We start from the raw sequence: 25,889 nt of genomic DNA, 5'->3' as shown, positions 1-25,889 counted from the left end.
TTAAATACTAGTGCGCTGCGAGGTCCCAATTCTCGCCAAAACCAGCAGAAACTTCCAAGGGAACTGACAAAGTTATGGCAGCGTTCATCTCGCGTTCCAGAATCTCGGTTACCTCTTTGAGTTCGCCGGTTGCGACCTCAACCACCAGTTCGTCGTGGACCTGGAGCAACATCCGCGATTTCATTCCAGTCAGTGCGGCAGCAACGCGAATCATGGCGACCTTGATGATGTCCGCGGCCGTGCCCTGAATCGGCGCATTTAACGCTGCCCGCTCCGCGTTTTCACGCGCCACGCGGTTATCAGACATCAGCTCCGGCAGGTAGCGACGCCGCCCGAACAGCGTCGACGTGTAGCCATCCTTGCGGGCCTGCTCGACCACCGTTGACAGGTAGCGTTGCACGCCACCGAAACGCTCGAAGTAGGCCTCCATGATCTTCTTCGCTTCGCCCGGCGAGATGTCCAACTGGCCGGCCAGGCCAAAAGCGGAGAGGCCATAGACCAGGCCGTAGGACATGGCCTTCACACGACGGCGCAGCTCCGGAGTCACTTCGGAGACGGGCACATCAAAGACCTTGGAGCCGACGAAGTTGTGCAGGTCCTCCCCTGCCTCATAGGCCGAGATGAGCCCGGGATCCTCGGACAGGTGCGCCATGACGCGCATTTCAATCTGCGAATAGTCGGCGGTGAGCAGCGTCTCGTAGCCCGCCCCGACTTCAAAGGCCGCCCGAATGCGACGCCCCGCTGGGGTGCGCACCGGAATGTTTTGTAGGTTCGGTTCGGTAGAAGAAAGCCGGCCAGTGGAGGCCACCATCTGGTTAAAGGTGGTGTGAATGCGCCCATCCGAAGCCACTGACTTGATCAAACCGTCCAGGGTGGTCTTCATCTTCTGGTATTCGCGGTGCGCCAGCAGGTGATCGAGGAATGGGTGCGGATGATTCACCGCGAGCGCCTCGATCTCCTTGGCGGCGGTGGAATAGCCGGTCTTCGTCTTCTTGGTCTTCGGCATTCCTAACGTTTCAAAGAGCACCACCTGCAGCTGCTTCGGCGAAGACAGATTCAGCGTCGGATCTCCAGCGAGTTCGCGCGCGGCAGTCTCCTCGTCGGCCACCATCTCCACGAAGGTGTCCCGCTGTTCTTCCAGTGCCGCGATGGAAACTGCAATGCCTGCGGCCTCCATGCGCGCCAAGATGGCAGCCAAGGGCAACTCCAGGGACTGGTAGAGCTCGTAGGACTCGATTTCCTGCAACTCCACAGTCAGCGCTTCCGCTAGCTCCCAGATCGCCGCAGCATGGTCCACCAGTTCGGTGTTGTCGGAGAGCAGCGATAGCTGCTCGGATTCCGCCGTCAGCTGCTTCTTCAGGTGGCGCTGGTACACATCTTCCAGCGCGTAGGTCCGCTGGCCTGGGCGCAAGAGGTAGGCGGCAAGCGCAGTGTCATGCGCAATGCCGTCCAACTCATAACCGCGCCCGGCAAACATGTGCCAGGCGGCCTTCGCGTCGTGCAGGAACTTCGGTTCTGGGGAGGCCAGCCACTCAGCGAAGGCCTTGTCATCGGCCTCGTCGAGCTCCGCGAGGTCAACGAGTAAGGCGTGGCGGTCGGCGTCGACAAGCGCCACCTGGTGCGCATCCCCGGCCGCCGGCTTTGCGACGCCCCGCACCGCCACCGCTAGCGGCCCGCGCGGGAGCCACTCATGCAGCGGCTGCGTATCGACGACTAGCTCCGCCACCTCCACCGCCGGCGCGGCCGAGTGCTCCGCATTCACCACAGCCAGGACGCGCTCGCGCAGATTCGTGCCAAACTGCAGGTCATCGAATCTCTCCGCGATGGCGCTGACATCCGCCTTCCCCAGCTCCAACTGATCTGGGCTCAGCGGCAGCTCCATATCGCGAATCATCTCGGTAAGCTCGCGATTCATCTTCACTTGATCGAGGCGTTCGCGCAGGTTATTGCCCACCTTGCCCTTGATCTCCGCTGCATGCTCGATCAGGTTATCGATGGTCTGGTACTGCTGGATCCACTTCGTCGCGGTCTTCTCCCCCACGCCCGGAACGCTCGGCAGGTTATCGGAGGGGTCGCCACGCAGCGCCGCGAATTCCGGGTACTGCTGTGGCGTCAGGCCATATTTCTCCTCCACGGCCGCAGGCGTGAAGCGATGCAGTGTGGAAACCCCGCGCATCGGATAGAGCACCGTGGTGGTGTCATTGACCAGCTGGAAGGAATCTCGGTCACCGGTGACAATGAATGTGTCAAAGCCCAGGGGCTGCGCCGCCGTCGCCAACGTGGCAATGATGTCATCCGCCTCAAAGTTCTCCTGCTTCAACGTCTGGATACCCAGGGCGTGCAGAATCTCTTCAATCAGCTCCACCTGGCCGCGGAACTCCTCCGGGGCTGCTTCGCGCTGCGCCTTATACTCCGGGAACTTCTCCGTGCGGAAGGTCTTGCGTCCAACATCGAAGGCAACGGCTACGTGGCTCGGCTGCTCCTCGCTGAGCAGATTGGCGAGCATCGAAAGAAAGCCATACACCGCGTTCGTATGCTGCCCCCCGGTGGTGGAGAAATTCTCGGCAGGCAGGGCGTAGAACGCGCGGAAGGCCATCGAGTGGCCGTCGATTAGCATCAGTTTTTGCTCAGTCACGCTGCCCAAGTCTAGGCGATTTCTTTTGTGGGCCGACTATCGGCTAATATTTCTTGCCAGGCCCCTGTATCCCAATTGGCAGAGGAAACGGATTCAAAACCCGTGCAGTGTGAGTTCGAGTCTCACCAGGGGCACCGTTAGACCCCCTACAGCTTGCAAACATGCAGGTCGTAGGGGGTCTTTTATGTTGCAAGTAGACCCCAGCGCAACGGGCTTGGGGGTTTAAATACCCTTCCTATGGGGTTCAAGGTGTTGGATAAGTGTTGGATTTGTGCCGTCTAATGCATGTCGCGTCGCAACGGGCCCCAACCGGCTCTAGCACTTAGAGTCCGTGGTCCCCTACCGAAACAAACAAGCACTGCCGAACACGTTTCCTGAATCCCAAAAAGCCAGGCAAGAAATGTAACTTCCTCGCCTGGCTTTACTTATGCCCCGCGCGCTATGCGAGCAGGAATACGAAGGCGCACATGAAGGCCAGCAGGCCGAGTGAGAATCCGAAGACGGCGCGCATGATGGTGGCTTCGCCGTTTTCCATCTTCACCGCAGCCGCGGCAATGGCGACGGTCTGTGGGGAGATCATCTTACTGGTCACAGCGCCACCGGAGTTGGCGGATACCAGAAGCGTTGGGTCAACGCCGATCTGGTGCGCCGTGGTGGCTTGCATCTTGGCAAACAGTGCATTGGAGCTGGTTGCCGAGCCAGTGACCGCGGTGCCGACCCATCCGAGCATTGGCGAAAGGGCTGGGAAGATGGAGCCGGTAGCAGCGAGTGTGGCGCCGATGGCGGCGGTCTGGCCGGAGAAGTTCATCACGTATGCCAGTCCCATCACGGTGGCGATGGTGAGGAAGCTGAACTTCATGCGGTTCAGGCCCGCAAAGAGTTCGCCGATGCCGGTGCCGAAGGTGAAGTTCTTGTCGGCGCTGGCGTAGATCAGGACCGTCGCCAAGCCGCAGAGCAGCAGCAGCGTGCCAGGACCGGACAGCCAGTTGAAGTTGAACATGGTGCCGTTGGAGGCAATCTTGCCGTGCAGGCCTGGCCATGGCACCTTGACGTCGGTGGCGGCCAGGGCGGCCGGGATGTCAATGCCGAGCTTCCACAGCTTGGCGACGGCAAAGACCACCACAACCAGCAGATATGGGAACAGTGCCAGGGTGATCTGCTTGCCGGAGAGCTTTTCGCTCTTGGCCAGGGATGCTTGATCTTCCGGCGTGGTTGGTGCCCACACCTTGAGGAAGCCGATGCCGATGCCGAGGGATACCAGGCAAGCCACCACGTTGGTCAGCTCGTAGGTGAGGTAGTTGGAGCAGACAAACTGGCCGGCGGCGTAGGTCAGGCCAAGCACGATGGCCATTGGCCAGATCTGGCGCAGGCCGCGCATGCCGTCCATGATCAGGCACAGCAGCAGTGGAACGAAGAGCGCGAGGCTGGCCATCAGAATGCCGGTTTGCGCCGCAACGTCTTTCACCGGCAGTTCGGCAAGCAGACCGGCGGTGGTGACCGGAATTGCCATTGCGCCGAAGGCAACAGGGGCGGTATTTGCTACCAAGGTGGCCAGGGCTGCCTTCAGTGGCTTCATGCCAATAGCGAGCAGCATTGCTGCCACGATGGCCACAGGAGCGCCGAAACCTGCGAGTGCCTCTAGCAGGCCACCGAAGGAGAATGCGATGAGTAGCGCCTGGACGCGCATGTCGCCGCGGCCCAATGCGGAGAAGATTTGACGAAGGTCGTCGAAACGCCCGGATTTCACGGTGAGGTCATAGATCCACACCGCCATCCAGATGATGAACACAATGGGGAACAAACCGAAAGCTATACCTTCGCTCATGGACAGCAGCGTCAGGTCCACCGGCATGCGGAAGCCGAGGATCGCTATCACAATAGCTAGCAGCAGGGACAGCAGCGCTGCTGTGTGTGCCTTGAGCTTGAAGGCCATGAGAAAGATGAAGAACGCTGCGAGTGGGCTAATGCCGGCGAGCGCACTAAGCACCTGGCTGCCGCCAATAGCGTCAGTAGCAGGCGCGAAAGATTGGGCGAGGTACATAGAACCCTTTCTGAATCGAATAAGAAAACACAGTTACAGGCTCTTTCCACACATTCCCACACATGAAGGTGTCAAAGTGCCAGGATATCTTCCACAACCGTACATTTTCTTACCCCCATTCGTAAGGTTCCGGCAAAAGTGCGTACTTTGTCACATTCACCCACACCACCACACCACTCTTCCACCTGCGAAAAAGTGAATTAAGAAACATAAGTGTTTCCGAATTCCTCAATAAGATGCTGGTCACAGTGGGTAAATCGATACAGATAGCGTCACTAAAATCGGGTACGCTAAGGGGCAGACCCATAATGCAAAACCAAAAATCAGACTCGATTCAATGTCCGATTAAGCGTTGTTGCGATTCCCTCTAGCGATACGAAATGGAGAACACATGCGAGTAGCGCTATTTTCAACGTGCATCGGAGACGTCATGTTTCCGGACGCGATCAAGGCCTCCGCGGTGATCCTGTCCCGTCTGGGATACGAGCTCGTTTTCCCACCCGAGCAATCCTGCTGCGGCCAGATGCACGTCAACACCGGCTACCAGCGGGAAGCAATCCCGCAAATCAAGAACTACGTTGATGCCTTTGCAGACCCATCCATCGACTATGTCGTTTGTCCTTCGGGTTCCTGCACCGGCGCAGTTCGCGAGCAGCATGAACACGTAGCCAAGCGCTACGGCTCCCCTGCCCTAGCTGATGGTGCGAAAAAAGCTGCCGCCAAGACCTACGATCTGTCGGAGTTCTTGATTGACATTGCGGGCGTCGATAAGCTTGGCGCCTTTTTCCCACACCGCGTGACCTACCACGCTTCCTGCCACTCCCTCCGCTTCATCGAGGTCGGCGAGCGGCCACTGCAGCTCCTACGCAACGTCGAGGGCATTGACCTCGTCGAGCTGCCAAACTCTGAAGAATGCTGTGGCTTCGGCGGCACCTTCTCGGTGAAGAACCCTGAGGTTTCGGCAGCGATGGTCAGCGATAAGGTCCGCCATGTGCGTGAGACCCAGGCTGAATACGTCACCGCTGGCGACGCGTCCTGCCTCATGAACATCGGCGGCGCACTCTCACGCCAGCACTCCGGCGTCCGGGTGCTGCACCTGGCTGAGATCCTCGCATCCACCAAAGAACACCCTTGGACCCCAACGTCCGCTGTCTACGGCAAGGAGGCAATGCTGTGAAAATCGGTCTTGGAACCCCAACCATGCCGCCTCGCGCTTCGAGCCAGAGTCTGTTGTCGGGCACTCGGAGTTTCCCACAAGAAGCCCACGAGTCCCTCTACAATGCCACTCAGCGCCGCAACCTCAACAAGGCAACCACCACGATTCGTGGCAAGCGCCAAAATGTGGTTGATGAACTCGATGACTGGCAGGATTTGCGCGAAGCCGGCTCAAACATCAAGCGCGATGTGATGGCTCGTATGCCGGAACTGCTCGAGCAGTTTGAGGCAGCCGTCACCGCACGCGGCGGTCACGTGCACTGGGCACGCGATGCCAAGGAAGCCGGCGAAATTGTTACCCGCCTGGTTCAGGACACCGGTGAGACCAAGGTCGTCAAGATCAAGTCCATGGCCACCCAGGAAATTGACCTGAACAATCAGCTCCGCAAGGCTGGCATCGAGGCTCGCGAAACTGACCTCGCCGAGCTGATCGTCCAGCTGGGTCACGATAAGCCTTCTCATATCCTGGTTCCCGCGATTCACCGCAACCGCGCCGAAATTCGAGACATCTTCCTCCGCGAGATGCCGGATACGGACGAGTCGCTGTCCTCGAATCCAGCCGACCTCGCCGAGGCATCACGCATGTTCCTGCGCAAGCAGTTCATGGAGGCTAAGGTAGCCATCTCCGGTGCCAACTTCGGTATCGCCGAGTCCGGCACCATCACCATCATGGAATCTGAAGGCAACGGCCGCATGTGCCTGACGCTGCCTGAAACCCTGATCTCGGTGATGGGTATTGAGAAGCTCCTCCCGACCTACAAGGATCTCGAGGTCTTCCTGCAGCTCCTGCCGCGCTCCTCCACCGGCGAACGCCAGGCCCCATACGTATCCACCTGGTCTGGTGTCACGGAAGGCGACGGCCCACAGAACTTCCACGTCGTGCTCGTCGATAATGGCAGGACCGCCGTGCTTGCCGACGAAATCGGCCGCGAAGCCCTGAAGTGTATCCGCTGCTCTGCATGCCTGAATGTCTGCCCGGTATACGAGCGCGCTGGCGGCCACGCCTATGGCTCTACTTACCCTGGTCCAATCGGCGCAATCTTGTCGCCACAGCTGACTGGCTTCACCAGCCACCACGACCCAAACGCCTCCCTGCCTTATGCCTCCACCCTGTGTGGTCGCTGCAACGAGGTCTGCCCGGTGAAGATCCCTATCACCGACGCCCTCCTGGAGCTGCGCCACAAGAAGATCGAGACGGATAAGCCAAAGATCGAGGGCGCGATGTTTGCTGGCGTCGGCCTAGCCTTCGGCAACCAGCACATGTGGAGCCTGATCACCCGGATGATCTTCCTTGGCCGCATCATGGGCGGCTTCGACGGCAAGATCACTCACTTGCCAAGCTTCCTGGCGGGCTGGACCGACCACCGCGACACTGCGGTGCCACCAAAGAAGTCCTTCCGCACCTGGTTTAACAGTGATGAAGGCCAACAGCTGCTCTCCGACGCTCGTGGCGAAGGTATTCAGAAAGGAAGTCAGCAATGACGGATCGCAACCAAGAGGCGAAGCGTGAGATTCTGGAACGCATCCACAATGCGCACGCTTTGACTAACACTCCCGCTGGACCGCACCCCGTGCCACGGAACTACCACACGGAGTTCTCCCACACCCCGGAGCAGTTGAGCGAGATCCTTGAAGACCGCTTGGTGGACTACAAGGCCATCGTGAAGCACGCGGAGGAAGCAAACCTCCCGAGCACCATCGCTAGCGTGCTGGCGGAGCTGGGTGCGGCGCACATCGCCTACGCCCCCGGCCTGGATACTGCCCTGTTTGCAGAATTCGATGGCGTTGCGGAACCTGATAGCCCGGAGCGCGATCCGCGCACCCTGGATGAGGTCGACGCTGTGGTCACAGATTCCCACGTCTCCTCGGCACAAACCGGAACCATCTGTCTGCAGGCTGGCCCGCTCTGCGGTCGGCGTGCGCTGACACTGGTACCAGACATGCACGTGTGTATCGTGCGCAGCCAGTCCGTGGTGTACTCCGTACCGGAGATGGTGGCCCGGCTGGACCCAGCCGTACCGAACACGATGATCTCCGGACCATCGGCAACCTCTGACATCGAGCTGAACCGCGTCGAGGGTGTCCACGGCCCACGCACGCTGCTTGTGATCATGGTTTCCTAGCTGTCATTTGCAGCTTGCTATGACGCCAGAAACTGCATACATTACTTGTATATGAAAATTATTCAGGGGTGCAGCATCACCCAGGTGCTGCACCCCTGAATAAGTCAATGTCCAAGGATGAAACGTATGCATCTTCTCAAGCGTTCCCGCGCCGTCACCGGCGCGTGCGCTGCCATCGCGCTGGCCGCCACGCTCAGCGCCTGCACCACCAATGAAGAGACCGGGAATCCGGAGGGCTGGGAGGACATCAAACCAGCTGTAGTACCGGAGGTTCAGGCTCTCGTGCCGGCGGATATTCAAAAGCGCGGCACAATCAGCATGGGCACGAACCCACCGTTTGCCCCCATGGAATTCAAGGATTCCAACGGCACCATCATAGGCATCGACGTTGACCTCGCCCGCGCTGCGGCTGCGACCATGGGGCTCGAGCTAGTGGTGCAAGAACAAGACTTCAGCTTGATCTTGCCGTCGATTAGCGCCGGCACCGTCGACTTCGGCGCCGCCGGATTTACCGACAATGAAGAGCGCCGCAAGAACTACGACTTCGTCAACTACCTCAGCGCGGGCCTACAGTGGGCCCAGCAGACCGGGGAGAACGTCGATCCAGACAACGCCTGCGGGCTGACCGTAGCCGTGCAAAAAGGCACCGTTTCTGAGTCCGATGACGTAGCCGTCCGCTCCGAAGAGTGCGTGAAGCAGGGCAAGCCGGCGATCACGATGCTGTCCTACGAATCTTCTGACCAAGCTTTCACCGCGCTGGTGCTCGGCCGCGCTGACGCCGTCTCCGCAGACTCGCCGGTCACTGCCTATGCTGTCACGCGTGCCGACGGCAAAATCGAGAAAGCTGGCCGCATTTACGAGGCGGCTGATTACGGCTGGCCGGTGCCGAAGGACTCAGAGCTCGGCCCCGCGTTGAAGGCAGCCCTGCAGCACCTCATTGACACCGGCGACTATGCCAAGACACTGCAGCCCTGGGGCGTCACCGAGGGCCTGAAACCACAAGCAACGATTAACGGCGAGGAATAAACCATGACTACTCCCAATGAGATTAAGGCGAAACCGCTTCGCCATCCTGGCCGCGTGGTGGCCGCCGCGATCCTGCTGCTGCTGGCCGCAGTGTTCGTGATCAGCTCTGCGCGCAATGAAGCCTACGGCTGGGACACCTACTTCAAGTACTTGTTTGACACCCGCATCGCCACGGCTGCGCTGCACACCATAGCGATCACGGTGCTGGCAATGCTGATTGGTGTGGTGCTAGGCGCCCTGCTCGCCGTGCTGCGAATGTCCCCCAACCCAGTGATGCGCGGCGTTTCTTGGTCCTATCTCTGGATCTTCCGTGGCACGCCGGTCTACGTGCAGCTAGTGTTCTGGGGCTTGATCAGCGCTATCTACCAATCCATCAACCTCGGATTCACAGAGATCAGCCTGGAATCTGCGTTCAAGAATGCTTTCCTCCTCTCCGTGTTGGGCCTGGGGCTCAACGAGGCCGCGTATATGGCGGAGATCGTGCGCGCTGGCATTCAGGCGGTCCCGGAAGGACAGGTTGAGGCCTCAAAGTCACTCGGTATGAGCTGGTGGCAGACGATGCGTCGCACGGTACTTCCGCAGGCGATGCGCATCATCGTTCCCCCTACCGGTAACGAATTCATTTCCTTGCTGAAGACCACCTCCCTGGTCATCGCGATTCCTTACGCCGGCGAGCTGTACGGCCGGGCGATGGATATCTCCAACGCACTCTTCGAACCGGTTCCGATGCTGCTGGTCGCCGCCACCTGGTACCTGGCTATCACCTCAGTACTGATGTTCCTGCAGAGCTACGTGGAAAAGCACTATGAGAAGGGCGCGACGCGTCAGCTCACCACCCGTCAACTTGCCGCGCTTGCCGACGCCGAAGGCCGGCTTCCTGGCAACGTCGAAATCACCGAGGAGCACAAATGAGCGATCTGATGATCGACGCCCAGAGCATCCACAAGAACTACGGGCAGCTAAAAGTCCTCAAGGGCATTAATCTCCAGGTGCCTCGCGGCACGGTGACCTGCTTGATCGGCCCATCCGGCTCGGGCAAGTCCACGATCCTGCGCTGCGTGAATCACCTGGAGAAGATCTCCGCCGGGCGGTTATACGTCGACGGCGAACTCATCGGCTACCGCGAGAAGGATGGGGTGCTGCATGAGATTTCGGAGAAGGATGCCGCCCGGCAGCGCGCAGACATTGGCATGGTGTTCCAGCAGTTCAACCTGTTCCCGCACCGCACCGTGTTGGAGAACATCATCGAGGCGCCGGTGCTAGTGAAGAAGGTGCCGGAGGCGGAGGCCCGTGCCCGCGCGATGGAGTTGCTGCGCCAAGTCGGACTCGAGCACAAGGCAGATGGCTACCCAGTTCAGCTCTCCGGTGGCCAGCAGCAGCGTGTTGCTATTGCCCGCGCAGTAGCGATGGATCCGAAGCTGATGCTCTTCGATGAGCCGACCTCCGCGCTCGACCCCGAATTGGTCGGAGAAGTCTTGCGCGTGATGCGGGAGCTGGCTGCCGGTGGCATGACAATGCTGGTGGTCACGCACGAGATGGGATTCGCACGAGAGGTCGCCGACCAGGTTGTGTTCATGGACAAGGGTGTGGTCGTAGAATCCGGTACTCCTTCCGAGGTACTTGACAACCCGAAACATGAGCGCACCAAGGCATTTCTGTCGAATCTGCTCTAGTTGCCAGAGCTCTTGACACTGCCGATACCCCAGGATAACTTTAGCAAGGCTAACCTTAGTAAGGTCTGCCTAAATTATTCTTCTTGGTATCGTCAGAATGGAAATCTCATGGTCCGCATGATCAAATCTGCGCTCTGCGCGACCGCTGCCCTGGTCCTCACCGCCTGCTCCACTACTCACACAGAGGCGGAAGGCGGGGCACTCGTGTTTGAGCACCCAACGCTGGAAGGCGTGAGCGTCAACTTTGAAAAGCAGCCTGAGAAGGTGGTGATGGATTGCTACACCTACAGCTCGCTCGCTGATTACCAGCTGAAGCCCCTCGCCTTGTATGGCTATGACTGTGACAACAAGAATGTAATGGGCGACCTCGACATTTCCGAGTTTGAAATCATCGGCCAGAGCGCCGAACTCAATGTAGAACGCCTCGCAGAACTTCGACCAGACGCCATCGTCGGCCACGGGAACGAAAAGGGCGCCTCCTGGCTGGATGACGATGTGAAAAACCAAGTCAGCCGGGTCGCCCCATTCATTGCACTGCCCAGCGCCCCCACGGTTGATGAAGACATCCAAGCAACCCGAGAACTAGCCCAGTTCCTCGGCGGCGAGGTGGATTCCGAGCAAATCAAGAAGGATGACCGCGACTTCGCCGCTGCGAAAGAAACCTTCAAGCAAGCGATGTCCGCTAAGAACCTCAACGTCGCGCTGGTATCCCCAACCAAGGAAACCCTGTACACCGCCGTAGGCTTCAAGCAGGCAAAGTTGCTAGCCGAAAACGGTGTCACCATCGTCGGCCCAGAAAAGCCAGCCACCGGGAACCCTTGGGGCAAGGTCGCTTGGGAGGACGCATCGACGCTTCAGGCTGACCTCCTCCTCTCGGAATCCTACAATCCAGCCGAACCTTTCCGCGCTGAGCTGTGGGATAGCCTCCCCGCAGTCAAGGAAAACCAGGTGCTCGGCTGGAGTTCGAAGGGCCAGCAGACATCGGGCTACTATGCACAGTGGCTCAACGAATTGGCTGCTACTGCAGGCTCCTACAAAAAGCTGAGCTAGATGATCTCCCCGCTGAAACCCATGGTACTGAGCCGGGCGGCGGGAATGGTCCCGGCTGCATTGCTATGCCTGGCGGCTTTGGCCTTCAGCCTGTGCGTTGGTGCCCGTGATATTCCGCTGGAGGAGCTGCTTAAGTACTTGCGTTTTCCGGCACCAGAGGATCCTGTCTCCCAAGTTGTCTGGTCTTCGCGCGTTCCCAGAACCGTCTTGATTCTTCTCGGTGGCGCCGCCTTCGGTGTCGCTGGGGCGCTCATGCAGGCGGTCACCCGAAATCCTCTTACGGATCCCGGCATTCTCGGGGTGAATGCTGGCGCATCGCTCGCCGTTGTGCTCGGACTCGCATTCTTCGGGCTCAGCGACGTGAACCATTACATGTGGTGGTCATTAGTCGGCGCATTAGTGACTTCGGTGGCGGTGTTTGCCATCGGCAATTCCGGGCAGGTGCGTGGGAACCCGATCAAGTTCACCCTCGCTGGTGTAGCTCTCGGCGCGGTAATGGGCGGCTTGAGCAGAGCGATCTTGCTGAGCGATTCCGCGTTGCTCGAGCGGATGCGCGGTTGGTCCGCTGGAACTACAGCCTCACAGTCCTTAGCCAATACGCTTACGGTCGCCCCAGTGATCGGGGTTGGTTTGTTGCTTGCGCTCGCGCTGTACCGCGCGCTTGATGTGTTAGCGCTCGGGGATGCTAGTGCGATTGCAATGGGGGCGAAGCCGGTGCGTATTCGGCTATTGTCCCTGTGTGCAATTGCGTTGCTCGCCGGTGGCGCTACCGCCGTTATGGGGCCAGTGGGATTCATCGGGCTGCTCACGCCGCACTTGGCTCGACTGCTCGTTGGCCCACACCAGGGCTGGATTCTCACTTACTCGATTCTGTTGGCCCCCACTATCCTCGGGTTCGCCGACGTGTTGGGCCGGGTGGCGGTGGCGGGTGAGATTCCGGTTGGGGTGGTCACGCCTTTCATCGGCGGCCCGCTGCTGGTCTACTTGGTGCTCAAGATGCGGGTGAGTACGTCATGATTCGGCGCATTGATCTGCGGGCTTTGCTCGTTGCCTGTTGTTGCGCGTTGCTGGTGGTTGCATTGGCGGTCTATGCGCTCCTCACTGGCGGCGCCAGCATTTCTGTTGGCGAGGTGCTCGCAGCGGCCGTGGGACGGGCGGACCCCTTCGTCACCATGATCGTTGTGGAATGGCGTGCGCCCCGCGTGCTCATTGCGGTGGTCCTCGGCGCTGCGCTCGCACTATCTGGCGCAATTTTTCAACAATTGACCAACAATCCTTTGGGCTCGCCTGATGTGATTGGTTTTCAAACTGGTTCTTTCACTGGCGCGCTGGTCGTGATGTTGCTGCTTCATGGCAGTGGCACCGCGGTCATGGTCGGCGCACTGCTAGGCGGCTTAGCGACGGCGCTGGTGGTCTTTGCCCTGGCGATGACGAACACGGTTCGGCTGATCATAGTCGGCATCGGTGTGAGCGCGATGCTCGCTTCGCTTAACACTTGGTTGATGCTCAGCGCCACTGTAGAAAACGCCATCATGGCTGGGCTCTGGGGCGCGGGCAACTTGGCCGGCAGTGATTGGGCGGATCTGACCTTGGCGGCAATCGGCAGTGGTGTTTTGACTGTGGTTGCGTGCTTCTTGGCGCGCCCGTTGCGTGTTGCTCAGATCGGTATCCCCTTCGCTACTGCGCTGGGCCAGCGGGTACGCCTGGTTCAGATGGCTGCGATTGCGGTGGGAATCGGCCTCACCGCTGTTTCTACCGCGACCATTGGTCCGGTTGCGTTTATTTCTTTGGCGGCGCCGCAAATTGCGCGTCGTTTAGCCCGCACCGATGGCCTGGACGTCCTGACCACGGCTGCGGTTGGTTCTGCCCTGCTGTTAGCGGCGGATGTGGTTGCGCAGCGCGTGTACCCACCTTCGCCCTTGCCGGTGGGCATCATTACGACATCTATCGGCGGCCTCTACTTCCTGTGGCTGCTCCTGCGAGAAAGGAAAGGCACATGAGCCGACTGGGCGCACATGGCGCAAAGTTCAACTATGGTGAGCGCACTATTTGCCCGCAGGTGGAAGTGGCTATCCCGGACGGTGTCATCACCGTAATAGTGGGCCCGAATGCGTGCGGAAAATCGACGCTGCTCAAGGGCTTGTCCCGTCTCATCGCTCCGGAGCAGGGTTCCGTGCTTCTCGACGGCGCAGACATCCACACTCTCCCCACGAAGGAGCTAGCAAAGCACATCGGGCTTTTGCCGCAGGGCCCAGTAGCACCCGATGGTGTCCGGGTGGTCGATTTGGTTAGTAGAGGGCGTTACCCGCACCAGCGTTTGTTCTCTCCTTGGCGGGCGGAAGATGAGGAGGCAGTGGCCCGGGCGATGGCGTTGACGGGAACGACTGAGCTTTCGGGGCGCTTTGTCGATGAGCTTTCCGGTGGCCAGCGCCAGCGCGTGTGGTTGGCGGTCGCGTTGGCCCAAGATACGGACATCCTGTTGCTTGACGAGCCGACCACATATCTGGATGTCAAGCACCAGATCGAGGTGCTCGACCTGTGTATGAAGCTGAATAGAGATCAGGGCACAACCATGGTGGCTGTGCTGCATGATCTGAACCAAGCGGCCCGTTACGCCGATACCATCATCGCGATGAAGGATGGGGAGATCGTGGCGATGGGTGCCCCGCACGAGGTGATCACTGAGGCTACCGTCCAGTCGATTTTCGACGTGGCTGCCCGGGTTATCGACGACCCCGAAACTGGGAAGCCGTTGATGGTGCCCTGCTGGAATCACCTGCCAGTGCGGTCATAGATCTTCGAGTCGGAAGCGGCCTGCCCTGCGGGCCCCGGGAGATTTGTTGCGCGTGCGAGCACCATCACTGGCAACGAGAACGGCGCGCCCCAGTTCCATCTCAAAATGTGTTTCTACCCAACTATCGTCGTTCCGGCGGTGGTGACGTCGGCACACTAGCACCAGGTTTCCGATCTCGGTGCCGCCACCGCGCGCCCACGGCAACACATGATGCGCGTCGCACCGGCTTGCCGGCTCACCACAGCCTGGGAATTGACACACGAGATCCCGGGCAACTAGCCCCATACGCTGGTAGAAGCTAGCAGTCCGCTCCCCTGTCACCAGGGATTTCACTGCGCCGTGATGATCGTGAACCACGATGTAATCTGTCAGCCGATCACCTGCTAGCTGTGTAATGTCAACCAGGCTCAAATCGATCCCGACGTTCGAAGCGAACCGAGCCCGCCAATCAAACTCATCGGATTCGGAAACGGAGACCACCAGGGAACAGTGGCCGGTAGCTCCCACCCGATTTGAGGAGGCCCACCGCAGAACCTGATCAAAAGCATCCATGCTGCGCTGCGACACTGTCCGGCACTCATTTGCTTCCTCTTTCGACTCGGCGTGAAAGGCCCGGTCCACCATCGCTTTCAGCAATGCCGCTGTGGCAGCCGGAGCGTAGCCGTAAAAGGAGCAGCCGCCGTGTTCATCCTGCGAGCGCATACTGAAGCGACGCTGCCGAAAGGCCTCCGCTGGATCCTCCGCCAATGCCTGATTCTCCTCACGGACGAGTCGCTTGGCATACTCGTGGGTTTGTTGGACGGAAGAATCGGGGGCTGCTTGCGCAGCTAGATCATAAATCTCACCCCTGCGCTTCGAGGCCCCAGACAATCGCTGCAGGGCGGAGAGGATCACGTCCTGGTGTTCCACGGGGACGCTGGGGTACCACACGTTCGCTGCCCGGCGGGCAATACGAGAAGAAGCAGGCCGAGATGCCCCAGCCTGCTCCAATTCGTAGCGTTCCCGTCCGTGCGCCATTTCGGTTTCAAGGCGGGCAACAATCTCTTTAAGATCCATTAGTTCGCTAAAAGAATCGAAACTAGCGCCGTCGACAAGCGCACGGCCAAGCAATTCTTTAGCTGCTGCGATCATTCCCCACCCCCGTAGTTTCTACCTCCATTATAGCAAAACGAAAATAGAACACAAGGGCGAATCTACAGTGCCATTGCCCCGCGGACCAGCGCAGAAAAACCTCCGGCCGACGCCAAGCCGAGCGCAAGTTTGTGTGCTCGGGAACGAGAAATAACGCGCGACAGCCGCGTCCCTAGGAAAATTCCGATGAACATCCCGAGCACCCCGACTGGCCACACACACACCGAGGTATCGCTAATATTTCCCGCCCCCATCAGCGTCTTCACGATGAAAGAGGTGCCGCCAGAGATGACAAAGAGCGGCTGTAGGGTTGCCGAAAACGAACGATGGTCCCACTTCGCGGCCTGCGCATAGACTGTGATCACTGGCCCCGCCACTGCTGCCAGCGTATTGGTGAAACCACTGATCACGCCGGTCACCAAGAGGGGCGCGGTGCCGCGTGGCGTGGGCATCCGGCCTTTGAGGACGGTCACTAAGAACAGCGCCAACAAAATCAGCACGCCGAAAATGATCAGCAGGAGTGCATTCGATACCGACTTGATCAGCAACGCGCCCGCGACCGAACCGACCACCATGACGCATCCGATTGCGCCGCAACGCCGCCAATTAATGAATTGACGCACGGAAATCGCGGTCAAAAAAGCGTTGATCATGGCCAGCACGTTAACCACCATCACACCCTCAACCGGCCCCATGACGAAGGCAAGAATCGGCGCCGCGATGAGGCCAAGGCCCATGCCCGCTACGCGTTGCAGACTCGATCCGAGGGCAACAATAAACAGAATCAATACGAGTGTGGCCACTCACATAAGAGTACGCGCCTAGCGCTAGCGGGGATAAAGATCAGCGCTTGATTTTTTCTTGCAGCGCTGCCATCACATCACGCGGGACCAGTCCGGTGAGATCACCGCCGAACCGTGCCACCTCCCGGCACAGAGTGGAAGAGATGTAGCCGAACTCGGGGTCCGTCATCAGGAAATTGGTTTCCACGCCGGAAAGCCGTTTATTCATCTGCGCCATCGGCAGTTCATACTCATAATCCAGGGAGGATCGCAATCCCTTCACCAGCACGGGAATGTCATGGGCGGTGGTGTAATCCACCAACAACCCGGACCAGGAATCCACGGAGACATTAGGCAGGTGCGCTACCTCGGCCCGGATTAGCGCTACGCGCTCTGCGGCGCTGAAAGTACCTTGCTTGTTTGGGTTGTAGGTAACCAAGACCACCACCTCCTCGTACAGGCTGGCAGCCCGCTCGAAAATGTTGAGGTGGCCGAGGGTCACCGGGTCGAAAGAACCGGGGCAGGCTACTCGCATGGGATCTCCTTGTGGAATACGGCCATGTCCATCCGCGCGATCCCGTAGGTGCGCTTCTTAAGCTTCTGAGTGGTCGGCACAAAGCAGGTCGGCCACGCTGTTTCGGGCGAGTCTACCTGCCTCTCGACGACCACGGCCGCGCCGTCGACAAGCGTGGGCACCAGCGCATGCAGCATTTCGACGACAGCTTCGTCGGCAAGATCATAGGGAGGATCCGCAAGCACCATGTCAAAATGCTCACGGGGCGCCCCTGCTAAATAGGTGGAGGCTTTAGCCTCGACAATCGTGACGCCAGGATGCCGCACTACCCCAGCGTTGTGCCGCATAATCTCGCAGGCGGCAGCGGACGCATCCACGAGGACCACTGACTCCGCACCTCGCGAGGCTGCTTCCAACCCGAGGGCACCTGAACCAGCAAACAGATCAAGCACATGTGCGCCCTCGAAACCAAAGCGGACTTGGAGTGAGGAGAACAATCCTTCTCGTGCCCGATCAGAGGTAGGGCGAGTACCCGCTGGCGGTACCTTAATCTTGCGACCGCGGGCTTCTCCCGAGATGATCCTGGTCATTTGGACCCCAATTCCAGCAGCACATCGCCGCCGGTCACATCAGCGAAGTCCTCGAAGGCAAGCTCGCTGACCACACCAGGTCCCGGCGCGAGCACGGGTGCCTCCAGTTTGACGGTCTCCACGATGGCGAGGGTGTCTCCTACAGCCACGGTTGCGCCTGGTGCGGCAACGTAACGCACAATTCCGGCGAAGGGGGCACAAATTTTCATGCCCTCTAGCTTAACTCTTCTCCAAGAAGTCTTGGCCTTCAATCCCCGCTACGAGTCGTTCGGCGAGTCCCCGGTTACGGGCAACCAAGTCAGTTGCGTCGCTGCTTGCGCGCGCGATGATGTCGCCGTCGTGGATCAAACTGAGCATCTTCACCCGGCGTTTTGTGCCAGACTGTGCGGTTCCGAGTACATCGCCTTCCTGGCGTGTGCGCAGATCCAGCTCTGCAAGTTCGAAGCCGTCCGTGGTGGCAGCGACGGCAGTCAGGCGCTCCACTGCGGGGGTGCCGGGTTCCATCGTGGTGTGCAGCAGACACAGGGATTTGAAGGAGCCACGGCCCACGCGACCACGTAGCTGGTGGAGTTGGGACACCCCAAAGCTGTGTGCTTCGCGGACATACATCACGGTGGCGTTGGGTACGTTAATACCCACTTCGATGACAGTGGTGGCCACCAGGATGTCGATGCCGCCTGCGGCGAAGTCCGCCATGGTGGCGTCCTTTTCTTCGCCGCTCATTCGCCCATGGAGCATCGCCACGCCAAGCTCCGGGAAGACTCTGGTGCGCAGCAGCTCGAAGGTCTCTAGGACGCCGCCTTCGCCGTCGATACGCGGGCAGACGACGAAGGCCTGCCGGCCTGCGGTTACCTCTTCGCGGATCCGTTCCCAGGCGCGGGAGACCCACTCAGGTTTGAATTCCGGCACCACGGTGGTCTGAATTTCCTGCCTCCCGCGTGGCAGTTCCCGCAGCATGGAGACGTTCAGGTCCGCGAACGCCGTCATCGCGACGGTGCGTGGGATCGGGGTTGCCGTCATCACCAGCAGGTGCGGGGTGGCCTCAGCGCGTCCCTTAGCGCGGAGGTTGTCTCGCTGCTCCACGCCGAAGCGGTGCTGCTCATCCACTACAACGAGCCCCAGGTCAAAGAATTCCACGGTGTCCTGTATCAGCGCGTGGGTACCAACCACGATGTCGGCCTGGCCGCTGACGATGTCCAACAGCGCCTGTCGCTTGGCACGCACGCTCATCGAACCGGTGAGCACCACCACGCTGGTGGGCAACCCGGCGTCGGCAAGCAGCGTGGTCAGCCCGCGGGCATGCTGAATGGCCAGGACTTCCGTGGGGGCGAGCATGGCGCACTGGCGGCCGGAGTCGATGGCCTGCAGCATCGCGATGAGCGCTACCACGGTTTTTCCGGAACCGACTTCGCCCTGGAGCAGCCTTTGCATCGGGTGGGCCGATTCCAGGTCCTTGCTGACTTCTTCGAGCACGGCTTTCTGGCCCCCGGTGAGCGGGAAGGGCAGCCGCCCCATGAAGTCGGCGCGCAAGCCCTGCTTCGCACGCGGACATACCGGCGCTGTCTGGGCAGCGGTATCTGCCCGGCGCAGCGCTAGGACCAGTGCCAGCGACAGTGCTTCGTTGTATTTAACGCGGTCAATGAAAGGTTTCGGTCCGCGCTCGTCTGGGAAGTGCGCCCCGCGCAGGGCAGCATCGAAATTACTCAGGAACTCCGGTACTTGGTCCAGGGGCTCCGGTATCGCAGGCGTGTGATCCAGCACGTATTTGATTGCGCCCATCATGCCCCATGCGGTGTATCCCTTGCGTGCCGGATAGATCGGGATGTAGTCCAGCTCCGTGAGGAGTTCTTCTAACTCCTCCACCGAGGCGAAAGCCGAGAGATCACGCAGCTTGCCGACGCCCTTCTTAGGCTTCTCCCCCGGCGCCGGCAACACGATGAAAGCGGGATGCGAAACCTCTACATTGCCGCGGTAGTACTTCACCTTCCCCGACACCATGACGTTCACGCCAGGCTGCAGTTGCTTTTCGGCCAGCCAGGAGTTGAAAAACGTAGCCTCTACTTCCCCCATCCCGTAGTAGATCCGAACTTTGGTGAGCTTCTTGCCACTGCGAGTGCGGATCGTGCCGCCGCTGATCACAGTGCCGATCAACGTAACTTGATCGCCTTCCGCGGCATTCTCGATGGAAACGGCACTGCCGTGATGCGAGTAGGCACGTGGGAAATGCGTGAGCAGCTCGCCGCAGGTGGTGTATCCGAACGCTTTGGTGATCTTGTTGGCTTCCTGCGCCGGCAATACCGCCGTCAGTTCCCGCTCGTCCGCCCAGCCCAGCACAAGCTACTCCACGCCGATTTCCACGAGGTTGTCTATGCCTTCGGCCGGGTACAACATGATCTCGACGTCGCCACGCGTGCCCAGCGCAGCACGCAGCTTATCGACGTCCAATGCCTGCGCCGCAGCATCCGTGACCAACAGGGTCACCAGTTCCCCACCGCCCTGCAGCAGACGCAGCACCGTCATATCAACGGCGTCCTGGATGGATTCGGCAACCAACACCGTCTCAGAGGTGGTGCTGACCAAAATATCTCCCCGGGAACAGGGGCCCGCCTGGGTGAGCAGGGCGCGATCAGCCTGCTGCAACACAGCGGTGCGCATGGCGCCGGCTGCCTCCGCCATCGCGTAGGTATCTGCTGCCAGCGGTTGACCCGGATCGTGCACCGCCAATGCCGCAATGCCGGAAACCAGCCGGGCCGTTGGCAGTATGTTCATGGCCGCATCGATCGCGTGGCTAGCCAGCTCCGCGTTCACCAATTCCCCGTACTCGAGCATGCCGTTGGGGAGCAAAATGACCTCGTCGACGGCCGCTGCGCGGACGGTGGCGACGATCTGGGAAACAATGTCCTTTTCCCCACGCGAAATCACGGTAGCCCCGGATTCCTGGTACAGCGCAGCGATCGGCCCCGGTGGCGCAATCGCAAGCACCAGCCGGCTGATCTTTGGCACTGTAGTTACCTCAGGCAGGATTTCGATGCGCAGGTCACTGACCCTACCTGCCGCAAATGCCTGTTCGATGACGGTGCCGGCGGCCCGACTGTGGATGTGCACCTGCCCGCTGGTCTCCGAGTCTCGCGCCAACAGCAAACTATTGCCCAGTGGGCTCAGGATGTCCGACAACACATCGAGCTGCGCCCCCTCGATGTAAAACATCACTTCCAGCTCTGCCGGCTGACTATGAGAGTGATGAGGGAAAACAGCACTGGATTGCGCCCAGTCCGTCCCGGCGACCTCATCGGCGAGGGATTCCAGCAAAATCACGAAGCCCTGACCGCCAGCGTCTACCACTCCCGCTTCTCGCAGCGCCTCTAGCTGAGAGGGGGTCTTCTTCAGCGCAACCCGCGCGGCATCGACGGCAATGCGTACCACGATCTCCAGCTCACTATCTGGTGTATCGTTCACTGCTGCGACAGTAGCCCGCAATACCGTGACCACGGTGCCGTCGACTGGATCGATGATCGCACGGAGAACCATTTCAAGTGCCACATTAAGGGCTTCCCGGATGGCTGCACCATCAAGTTCGCCACCCACGGTTGCCGTCGCAACGCCGCGCAGCACCTGGCTCAGTACCACCCCGGAATTGCCACGTGCCCCACGTACCGCCCCGGCCGCCAATGCAGCCGACACAGTGGCAACGTCCTCTTGCTCTGACTCGCTGAGGCTCAGCGCCTCGGACAATGCAGATTCCATGGTGTGGGACATGTTGGAGCCGGTGTCCGCGTCAGGAACTGGGAAGACATTGAGCGCGTTGATCTCCGCACAGCGATCGGTCAACAACGAAACCGCGCGGCTTGCCCAGTTGATCAGGCCGCGCCCACCGAGCTTCGTTGCAGTAGACATAGTTGTTTAGCTTACAGCTCCCGATAATGAAGGTCTGCACTCATCCTAAACCTAAGGCAAAATAGCAGCTAAAACTTATGGGTTACCGTGTGTCAGCTGTGTCCATGAGCCAACCGCATCCCTAGAGCTCCCAGTTCACCGGCTCCGCACCTAAAGCACGCAACTGTTCATTCGCACGCGTGAATGGTCGCGAGCCAAAGAATCCCCGGCGCGCCGACAGCGGCGAAGGGTGCACGGATTCAATGACGGGGCAATCCCCAAGGAACGCTTTTGCCGTTTGCGCATCCCGCCCCCACAGGATGGCCACGAGTGGCTGATTGCGAGCGGCCAAGGCTCGCACCACATGCTCAGTGATTGCTTCCCACCCGAGGCCGCGGTGCGATCCGGCTTGCCCAGGGGCTACCGTGAGTACCCGGTTGAGCAACATGACTCCTTGTTCTGCCCACGGGGAAAGATCCCCGCAGGTTGGAATGGGTAACCCGAGGTCAGTGTGGTATTCCGCAAAGATGTTGTTGAGGCTGCGAGGCAAAGGGCGGACATCAGGTGCGACTGAGAATGACAACCCCATGGCATGGCCCGGCGTTGGATAAGGATCTTGACCGATGATCAACACCTTTACCTGATCAAAGGGGGTTTGGAAGGCGCGGAACACCGCCGCTTCGGGCGGCAAGTAGTGCTCTCCCACTGTGGATCGCATGGCGATGCACTCAGCTTTGATCGGAGCAAACACGGGTTCCCAAGACGGATGCATGGTCTAAAAGCTTACCCAGCCGCTGGTGGATTGTGGGGGTTGGGCGTCGATAAGCACGCCGTTGCTGCCGGCCTTAATCACGCGCCCGATCGGCCGGAAACCGCTCGGCACGGCGTGGGCGGTGGTGGCCAGCAGGGTGTGGTCTTCCCCGCCGCTGAGCACCCACAGCCATGGGTCGGTGTCCAGGAGCTCGCCCGCCTTAAGGAGCAGACTATCCGGCGCGATGGCCTCGCGGTCGAGATCGATGGTGACGCGGGAGCGCCCCGCAATGGTCCCCAAATCAACAATGAGCCCATCCGAGTTGTCTGTCATACAGGTCGCCCCGGTAGCGCGGGCAATGACGCCTCGCCCCGGCTGCAGGATAGGAGAGACGAAGGCCTTCACCAGTGGCTCAAGTTCCGGTGGCACGTCCGCACGGCCGAAGGCCTGCAACAGCGCTAGGCCAGCGCCGGAGTAGCCGATTGAACCTGCGGCCACCACTTGTTGTCCGGGACGCGCCCGATCCAGCGTCAGGGGCGCGGCCGAGCCTCCCAGCGAACCGATGGCTGTCACCGAGAGGGTCAGGCAGTCGCCGCCGGTAACGTCGCCACCCACCAGCTCCGAGTTGTAGTGCGCAACTTGGGTCTCCACTCCCCGCGCTATGCCCTCAATAGTCGCGATAGGAGTGTCCTCCGGCGCAGACAACCCCAGCACCGCGGCAACGGGCCGTGCCCCCATGGCTTCAATGTCTGCAAAGTTCTGCAAAATCGCACGTTGGCCAATCTCCTCCGGAGTCGACCACTCCCGGCGAAAATGCCGCCCCTCCACCAGCATGTCTGTGGTAACTACCGTGCGCGAGTTTGGTGCGGGCTGGCCCAGCACGGCGGCGTCATCGCCATTGCGTGACGACGGCGCGACCGCCACAATCCGGGCAATAGTCTCCCGTTCGCCGATCTCACCAATCGTCAGTGGCTTGTTATCCATCATCTTCCTTAAGTCCTTGGAGGGCTGGACGTTAGACTAACTAACTATGAGTGAGTCTGGAGATTCTCAATTTAATACCACCCCCCTGTATATCGCATTGGCGCTAGCAATCTTGCTGGTAGTTGGCGTCTTGATCGGTGCCAAGGTCGTATACACCAGTGCTGCTTCTCAACCCGTGGGGATGACCACCCTCGATGCGCCGGAGGCAGGTTCTCAGGAATGCCAAGATTTCCTGACTGCGCTGCCCAAGAAGGTGCTTGGACACAAGCGCGCAGAGATCGCCGATCCGGCCCCAGAAGGCGCGGCCGCGTACGCATCAAACTCAGTCGAGCAGGTCACTCTCCGCTGCGGTATCTCGCTGCCACTCCAATACACGGAGGTCTCCCCGCTCACGGAGGTCGACGGCATGAAGTGGCTCCAAGTGGTTGACGCCACCCCGGGGTCCACAATGCAAACCTGGTACTCGATTGACACCTTCCCTGCAGTAGCCGTCACTGCGGACGCAGAATCCATCGGCCGTGCCGATAATCCCGTCTCCGACCTCGACGTCGCCATGGGCAAGCTCAAGCAGCAGCACTCCACGCCACACGCAATCCCACTCACTGAGCTGGACGCCCCACAGGCCAACAACGAGCAGTGCCTCGCCCTGCGGCATTCCTTGCCCGCCGAGCTCGGCGAAGGCTATACCCGCGACACCAATGCTCCCGCGGATATTGCTGTGTGGACCAAGCCTGGCCAAGAACCGATCGTCATCCGCTGCGGTGTAACGGATCCTGAGGGCTATACCCCTGGCGCCCAGCTCAACCAGGTCGACCAGGTGACGTGGTTCCAAGACACCACCTTGGCCAATGGCACAACGTCCGGCGCCTATTTCGCGCTCGGCCGTGACATCGTCGTGGCGATGTCCATGCCAACTGGGGCCGGCAACACTGCGATTGTGACGCTGAGCAAGGCAATCGCAGCGAATACTAAGGCTAAGCAAGCTTAGTTTCGCTCCAGAAGGCGGCCAGGATTTTCTGGTATATTCTCTGTTTCATCCTGATGCGCAAACCGCACAGCTCAGTAGGAAGTCTGGGCGTTGCAGCTAGTTGCATCCGTCGCTTCTCCCTAGCGGGTTCCGCCGGGGAAAAGAATCCAGCGTCGTCAGGTTCACTTTGGCGAACCTGGAGACACAATGACTTCCCAATTCACTCTTTTTTACGACGGACAATTCTGGTGCGGTTTGTACGAGATTTCCGAGGACGGCTCCTTGCATGCCCACAAGGTGGTGTTCGGCGCCGAGCCAAACAATGCCGAGTTGTACCACTGGATGCTCAGTAACGGCGCCGAGCTGTGCATAACAACGCGTGCCACGCTGGCCGTTCCCGGTGACATCGCACCACCAAAATCAGGAAACCCGAAGCGGCTCAAGCGACTCGTTAATAAGGCACAACGCACACCGAGCCTTTCAACTCGTTCCCAAGATTGCCTGCATCTGAATCGTGAACTGCAAGCGCAGCAGAGAAAGCAGCAGCTTCGGAAGGTAAAGGAGGACCGACGAGAGGAACGCTTCGCTAAGAAGCAAGAAAAGCGCAAGGCTAAGAAGCGCGGGAAGTAACCGGCTCCCTAGCTCTAGCGCACTCGCACCAGTGCGCGTTGGATCAAGATGTCCAGCAGATCCTCATAGGCGATCCCGGAGGCTGCGAACATTTGCGGATACATCGAGATTGGGGTGAACCCCGGCAAGGTGTTGATCTCGTTAAGCACCGGCCCCTTATCGGTGACAAAGAAGTCCACGCGTGCGAGGCCTTCGCAGTTCATCGCCTTGAAAGTTTCGATGGACAGTGACTGCACCAATTCCAAGTTGGCCGGAGACAGTGGCGCTGGAATATCCGCAGAAACCACGTTGTCTAGGTATTTGGTGTCGAAGCCGTAGAAGCCTTCCTCGGAATCTGCCGTACCGCGCAGTTGAGCCGGGTAGGAGGCTATCAAGGTGCCGTCGGGCTGCTGGAGGACACCACATTCGACCTCGGTGCCAATGATCTCGGCCTCAACGATGACCTTGTTGTCGTGCTCAAAGGCCAAGGCGATGGCCTCGTCCATGTCATCCCAGCTTGTTACCCGGGAAATGCCGATGGAGGAACCGCCGCGTGCTGGTTTCACAAACACTGGCAGGCCTAGGAGCTCCTGTTCCGCTGGCGTCAGGTGGTCGCGGCCGCGCAGGACCACTTCCCTTCCGACGGGCAGGCCTTCGGCAGCCATGAGCTTCTTGGTGTATTCCTTATCCATGCCGTTCGCAGAGCTGAGCACACCTGGGCCCACAAAGGGGATGCCGGAAAGTTCAAAGAAGCCTTGGATGGTGCCATCTTCGCCGAATCGTCCGTGAAGCACTGGGAAGATGACGTCGGCCTTGGCGTAGAGGCTGCCGTCGTCGAAACGCAGCTCACCGGCGTGGGCAGGCGAGGCGGACAGGGCTACCGGCTGGGTCAGGGTGACAGTCGGGAGGACGCGATCCTTGATCACCAAGTTCGCGGGGTCAGCTTCCCCAACGGTCCACTCGCCGGATTGGGTGATTCCGACGGGGATGACCTCGTATTTTTCAGGATCGATGTGGCTCATAATTGCCCCGGCGGAGATGCAGGACACGGAGTGCTCGGAGCTACGGCCACCGTAAACTACGGCTACTTTGATGCGATTGTTGGACACGGGGGAAATGTTACCCCAGTAC

24 protein-coding genes and 1 tRNA gene are annotated in these 25,889 nt (G+C 59.9%); 13 read left to right on the top strand and 12 right to left on the bottom strand.

What is annotated here, in order from left to right; translation table 11 throughout:
- Positions 1-7 precede the first annotated feature (7 nt).
- A complete protein-coding gene (gene polA, locus WG915_RS06435; protein ID WP_339564590.1) occupies positions 8-2,617 on the bottom strand; it encodes a DNA polymerase I in 2,610 nt (869 codons plus the stop codon).
- Positions 2,618-2,695: 78 nt separating this feature from the next.
- Between polA and WG915_RS06430 the strand changes: the two genes are divergently transcribed.
- Positions 2,696-2,769: transfer RNA gene (locus WG915_RS06430), tRNA-Leu, on the top strand.
- Positions 2,770-3,074: 305 nt separating this feature from the next.
- Here the strand turns inward: WG915_RS06430 and WG915_RS06425 are convergent.
- Positions 3,075-4,676 carry an L-lactate permease gene (locus WG915_RS06425; RefSeq protein ID WP_339564550.1) on the bottom strand — a complete coding sequence of 534 codons (1,602 nt, stop codon included), beginning with the start codon at positions 4,674-4,676 and terminating at the stop codon, positions 3,075-3,077.
- A gap of 391 nt (positions 4,677-5,067) precedes the next feature.
- Here WG915_RS06425 and WG915_RS06420 point away from each other — a divergent pair, with 391 nt between their 5' ends.
- From WG915_RS06420 to WG915_RS06375, 10 genes are all read left to right on the top strand, one after another.
- Entirely contained in the window at positions 5,068-5,853 is a 786-nt protein-coding gene (locus WG915_RS06420; RefSeq protein WP_339564549.1) for a (Fe-S)-binding protein, read from the top strand.
- Positions 5,850-7,373: a lactate utilization protein B gene (locus WG915_RS06415; RefSeq protein WP_339564548.1), complete on the top strand. Its 1,524-nt coding sequence runs from the start codon at positions 5,850-5,852 to the stop codon at positions 7,371-7,373. The genes WG915_RS06420 and WG915_RS06415 overlap by 4 nt, the downstream gene beginning before the upstream one ends.
- Positions 7,370-8,014: a LutC/YkgG family protein gene (locus tag WG915_RS06410; protein WP_339564547.1), complete on the top strand. Its 645-nt coding sequence runs from the start codon at positions 7,370-7,372 to the stop codon at positions 8,012-8,014. Before WG915_RS06415 ends, WG915_RS06410 begins: the two co-directional genes overlap by 4 nt.
- Positions 8,015-8,131: 117 nt before the next feature.
- Positions 8,132-9,040 carry an ABC transporter substrate-binding protein gene (locus WG915_RS06405; RefSeq protein ID WP_445227790.1) on the top strand — a complete coding sequence of 303 codons (909 nt, stop codon included), beginning with the start codon at positions 8,132-8,134 and terminating at the stop codon, positions 9,038-9,040.
- 3 nt (positions 9,041-9,043) lie between these two features.
- Entirely contained in the window at positions 9,044-9,952 is a 909-nt protein-coding gene (locus WG915_RS06400) for an amino acid ABC transporter permease (RefSeq protein ID WP_339564545.1), read from the top strand.
- Positions 9,949-10,713, top strand: a complete 765-nt coding sequence (locus tag WG915_RS06395; RefSeq protein ID WP_339564544.1) for an amino acid ABC transporter ATP-binding protein — start codon at positions 9,949-9,951, stop codon at positions 10,711-10,713. Before WG915_RS06400 ends, WG915_RS06395 begins: the two co-directional genes overlap by 4 nt.
- A gap of 117 nt (positions 10,714-10,830) precedes the next feature.
- Positions 10,831-11,763, top strand: a complete 933-nt coding sequence (locus WG915_RS06390) for an ABC transporter substrate-binding protein (protein WP_339564543.1) — start codon at positions 10,831-10,833, stop codon at positions 11,761-11,763.
- Complete coding sequence (locus WG915_RS06385; protein ID WP_339564542.1) at positions 11,764-12,780, top strand: FecCD family ABC transporter permease; 1,017 nt, start codon at positions 11,764-11,766, stop codon at positions 12,778-12,780.
- On the top strand, positions 12,777-13,763 hold the full coding sequence (locus WG915_RS06380) for a FecCD family ABC transporter permease (protein ID WP_339564541.1): 987 nt from the start codon (positions 12,777-12,779) through the stop codon (positions 13,761-13,763). The genes WG915_RS06385 and WG915_RS06380 overlap by 4 nt, the downstream gene beginning before the upstream one ends.
- Positions 13,760-14,557, top strand: coding sequence for an ABC transporter ATP-binding protein (locus WG915_RS06375; RefSeq protein WP_339564540.1), 798 nt, complete (start codon positions 13,760-13,762; stop codon positions 14,555-14,557). The genes WG915_RS06380 and WG915_RS06375 overlap by 4 nt, the downstream gene beginning before the upstream one ends.
- Here WG915_RS06375 and WG915_RS06370 read toward each other — a convergent pair.
- The 9 genes from WG915_RS06370 to WG915_RS06330 form a co-directional block, all read right to left on the bottom strand.
- Positions 14,552-15,688: an HNH endonuclease signature motif containing protein gene (locus tag WG915_RS06370; RefSeq protein WP_339564539.1), complete on the bottom strand. Its 1,137-nt coding sequence runs from the start codon at positions 15,686-15,688 to the stop codon at positions 14,552-14,554. The genes WG915_RS06375 and WG915_RS06370 overlap by 6 nt on opposite strands.
- A gap of 62 nt (positions 15,689-15,750) precedes the next feature.
- Positions 15,751-16,491, bottom strand: a complete 741-nt coding sequence (locus WG915_RS06365) for a sulfite exporter TauE/SafE family protein (RefSeq protein ID WP_339564538.1) — start codon at positions 16,489-16,491, stop codon at positions 15,751-15,753.
- A 40-nt stretch (positions 16,492-16,531) separates the two neighbouring features.
- Entirely contained in the window at positions 16,532-17,005 is a 474-nt protein-coding gene (coaD, locus tag WG915_RS06360) for a pantetheine-phosphate adenylyltransferase (protein ID WP_339564537.1), read from the bottom strand.
- Positions 16,996-17,574: an RsmD family RNA methyltransferase gene (locus WG915_RS06355; RefSeq protein WP_339564536.1), complete on the bottom strand. Its 579-nt coding sequence runs from the start codon at positions 17,572-17,574 to the stop codon at positions 16,996-16,998. The genes coaD and WG915_RS06355 overlap by 10 nt, the downstream gene beginning before the upstream one ends.
- Entirely contained in the window at positions 17,571-17,783 is a 213-nt protein-coding gene (locus WG915_RS06350) for an acetyl-CoA carboxylase biotin carboxyl carrier protein subunit (RefSeq protein ID WP_339564535.1), read from the bottom strand. Before WG915_RS06350 ends, WG915_RS06355 begins: the two co-directional genes overlap by 4 nt.
- 10 nt (positions 17,784-17,793) lie before the next feature.
- Positions 17,794-19,908 (bottom strand): ATP-dependent DNA helicase RecG, encoded by a 2,115-nt coding sequence (locus WG915_RS06345; protein ID WP_339564534.1) that lies wholly within the window; start codon positions 19,906-19,908, stop codon positions 17,794-17,796.
- A 3-nt stretch (positions 19,909-19,911) separates the two neighbouring features.
- Positions 19,912-21,468 (bottom strand): DAK2 domain-containing protein, encoded by a 1,557-nt coding sequence (locus WG915_RS06340; protein WP_339564533.1) that lies wholly within the window; start codon positions 21,466-21,468, stop codon positions 19,912-19,914.
- A 121-nt stretch (positions 21,469-21,589) separates the two neighbouring features.
- A complete protein-coding gene (locus tag WG915_RS06335) occupies positions 21,590-22,219 on the bottom strand; it encodes a uracil-DNA glycosylase (RefSeq protein ID WP_339564532.1) in 630 nt (209 codons plus the stop codon).
- A gap of 3 nt (positions 22,220-22,222) precedes the next feature.
- On the bottom strand, positions 22,223-23,185 hold the full coding sequence (locus tag WG915_RS06330; protein WP_445227789.1) for a thiamine-phosphate kinase: 963 nt from the start codon (positions 23,183-23,185) through the stop codon (positions 22,223-22,225).
- Positions 23,186-23,228: 43 nt separating this feature from the next.
- Between WG915_RS06330 and WG915_RS06325 the strand changes: the two genes are divergently transcribed.
- Both WG915_RS06325 and WG915_RS06320 read left to right on the top strand, forming a co-directional pair.
- Positions 23,229-24,170: a DUF3515 domain-containing protein gene (locus WG915_RS06325; RefSeq protein WP_339564531.1), complete on the top strand. Its 942-nt coding sequence runs from the start codon at positions 23,229-23,231 to the stop codon at positions 24,168-24,170.
- Between the two features lie 186 nt (positions 24,171-24,356).
- Positions 24,357-24,779 (top strand): YjdF family protein, encoded by a 423-nt coding sequence (locus tag WG915_RS06320; RefSeq protein ID WP_339564530.1) that lies wholly within the window; start codon positions 24,357-24,359, stop codon positions 24,777-24,779.
- Positions 24,780-24,793: 14 nt separating this feature from the next.
- On the opposite strand, the gene WG915_RS06315 is transcribed toward WG915_RS06320, so the two are convergent.
- Entirely contained in the window at positions 24,794-25,876 is a 1,083-nt protein-coding gene (locus WG915_RS06315; protein ID WP_339564588.1) for a D-alanine--D-alanine ligase family protein, read from the bottom strand.
- Positions 25,877-25,889: the final 13 nt, after the last annotated feature.

Source organism: Corynebacterium sp. H128, from assembly GCF_037482625.1.
Classification (GTDB): Bacteria; Actinomycetota; Actinomycetes; order Mycobacteriales; family Mycobacteriaceae; genus Corynebacterium.
Note: the sequence above shows the minus strand (reverse complement) of the source record. Positions and strands in the feature narration are given on the sequence as shown.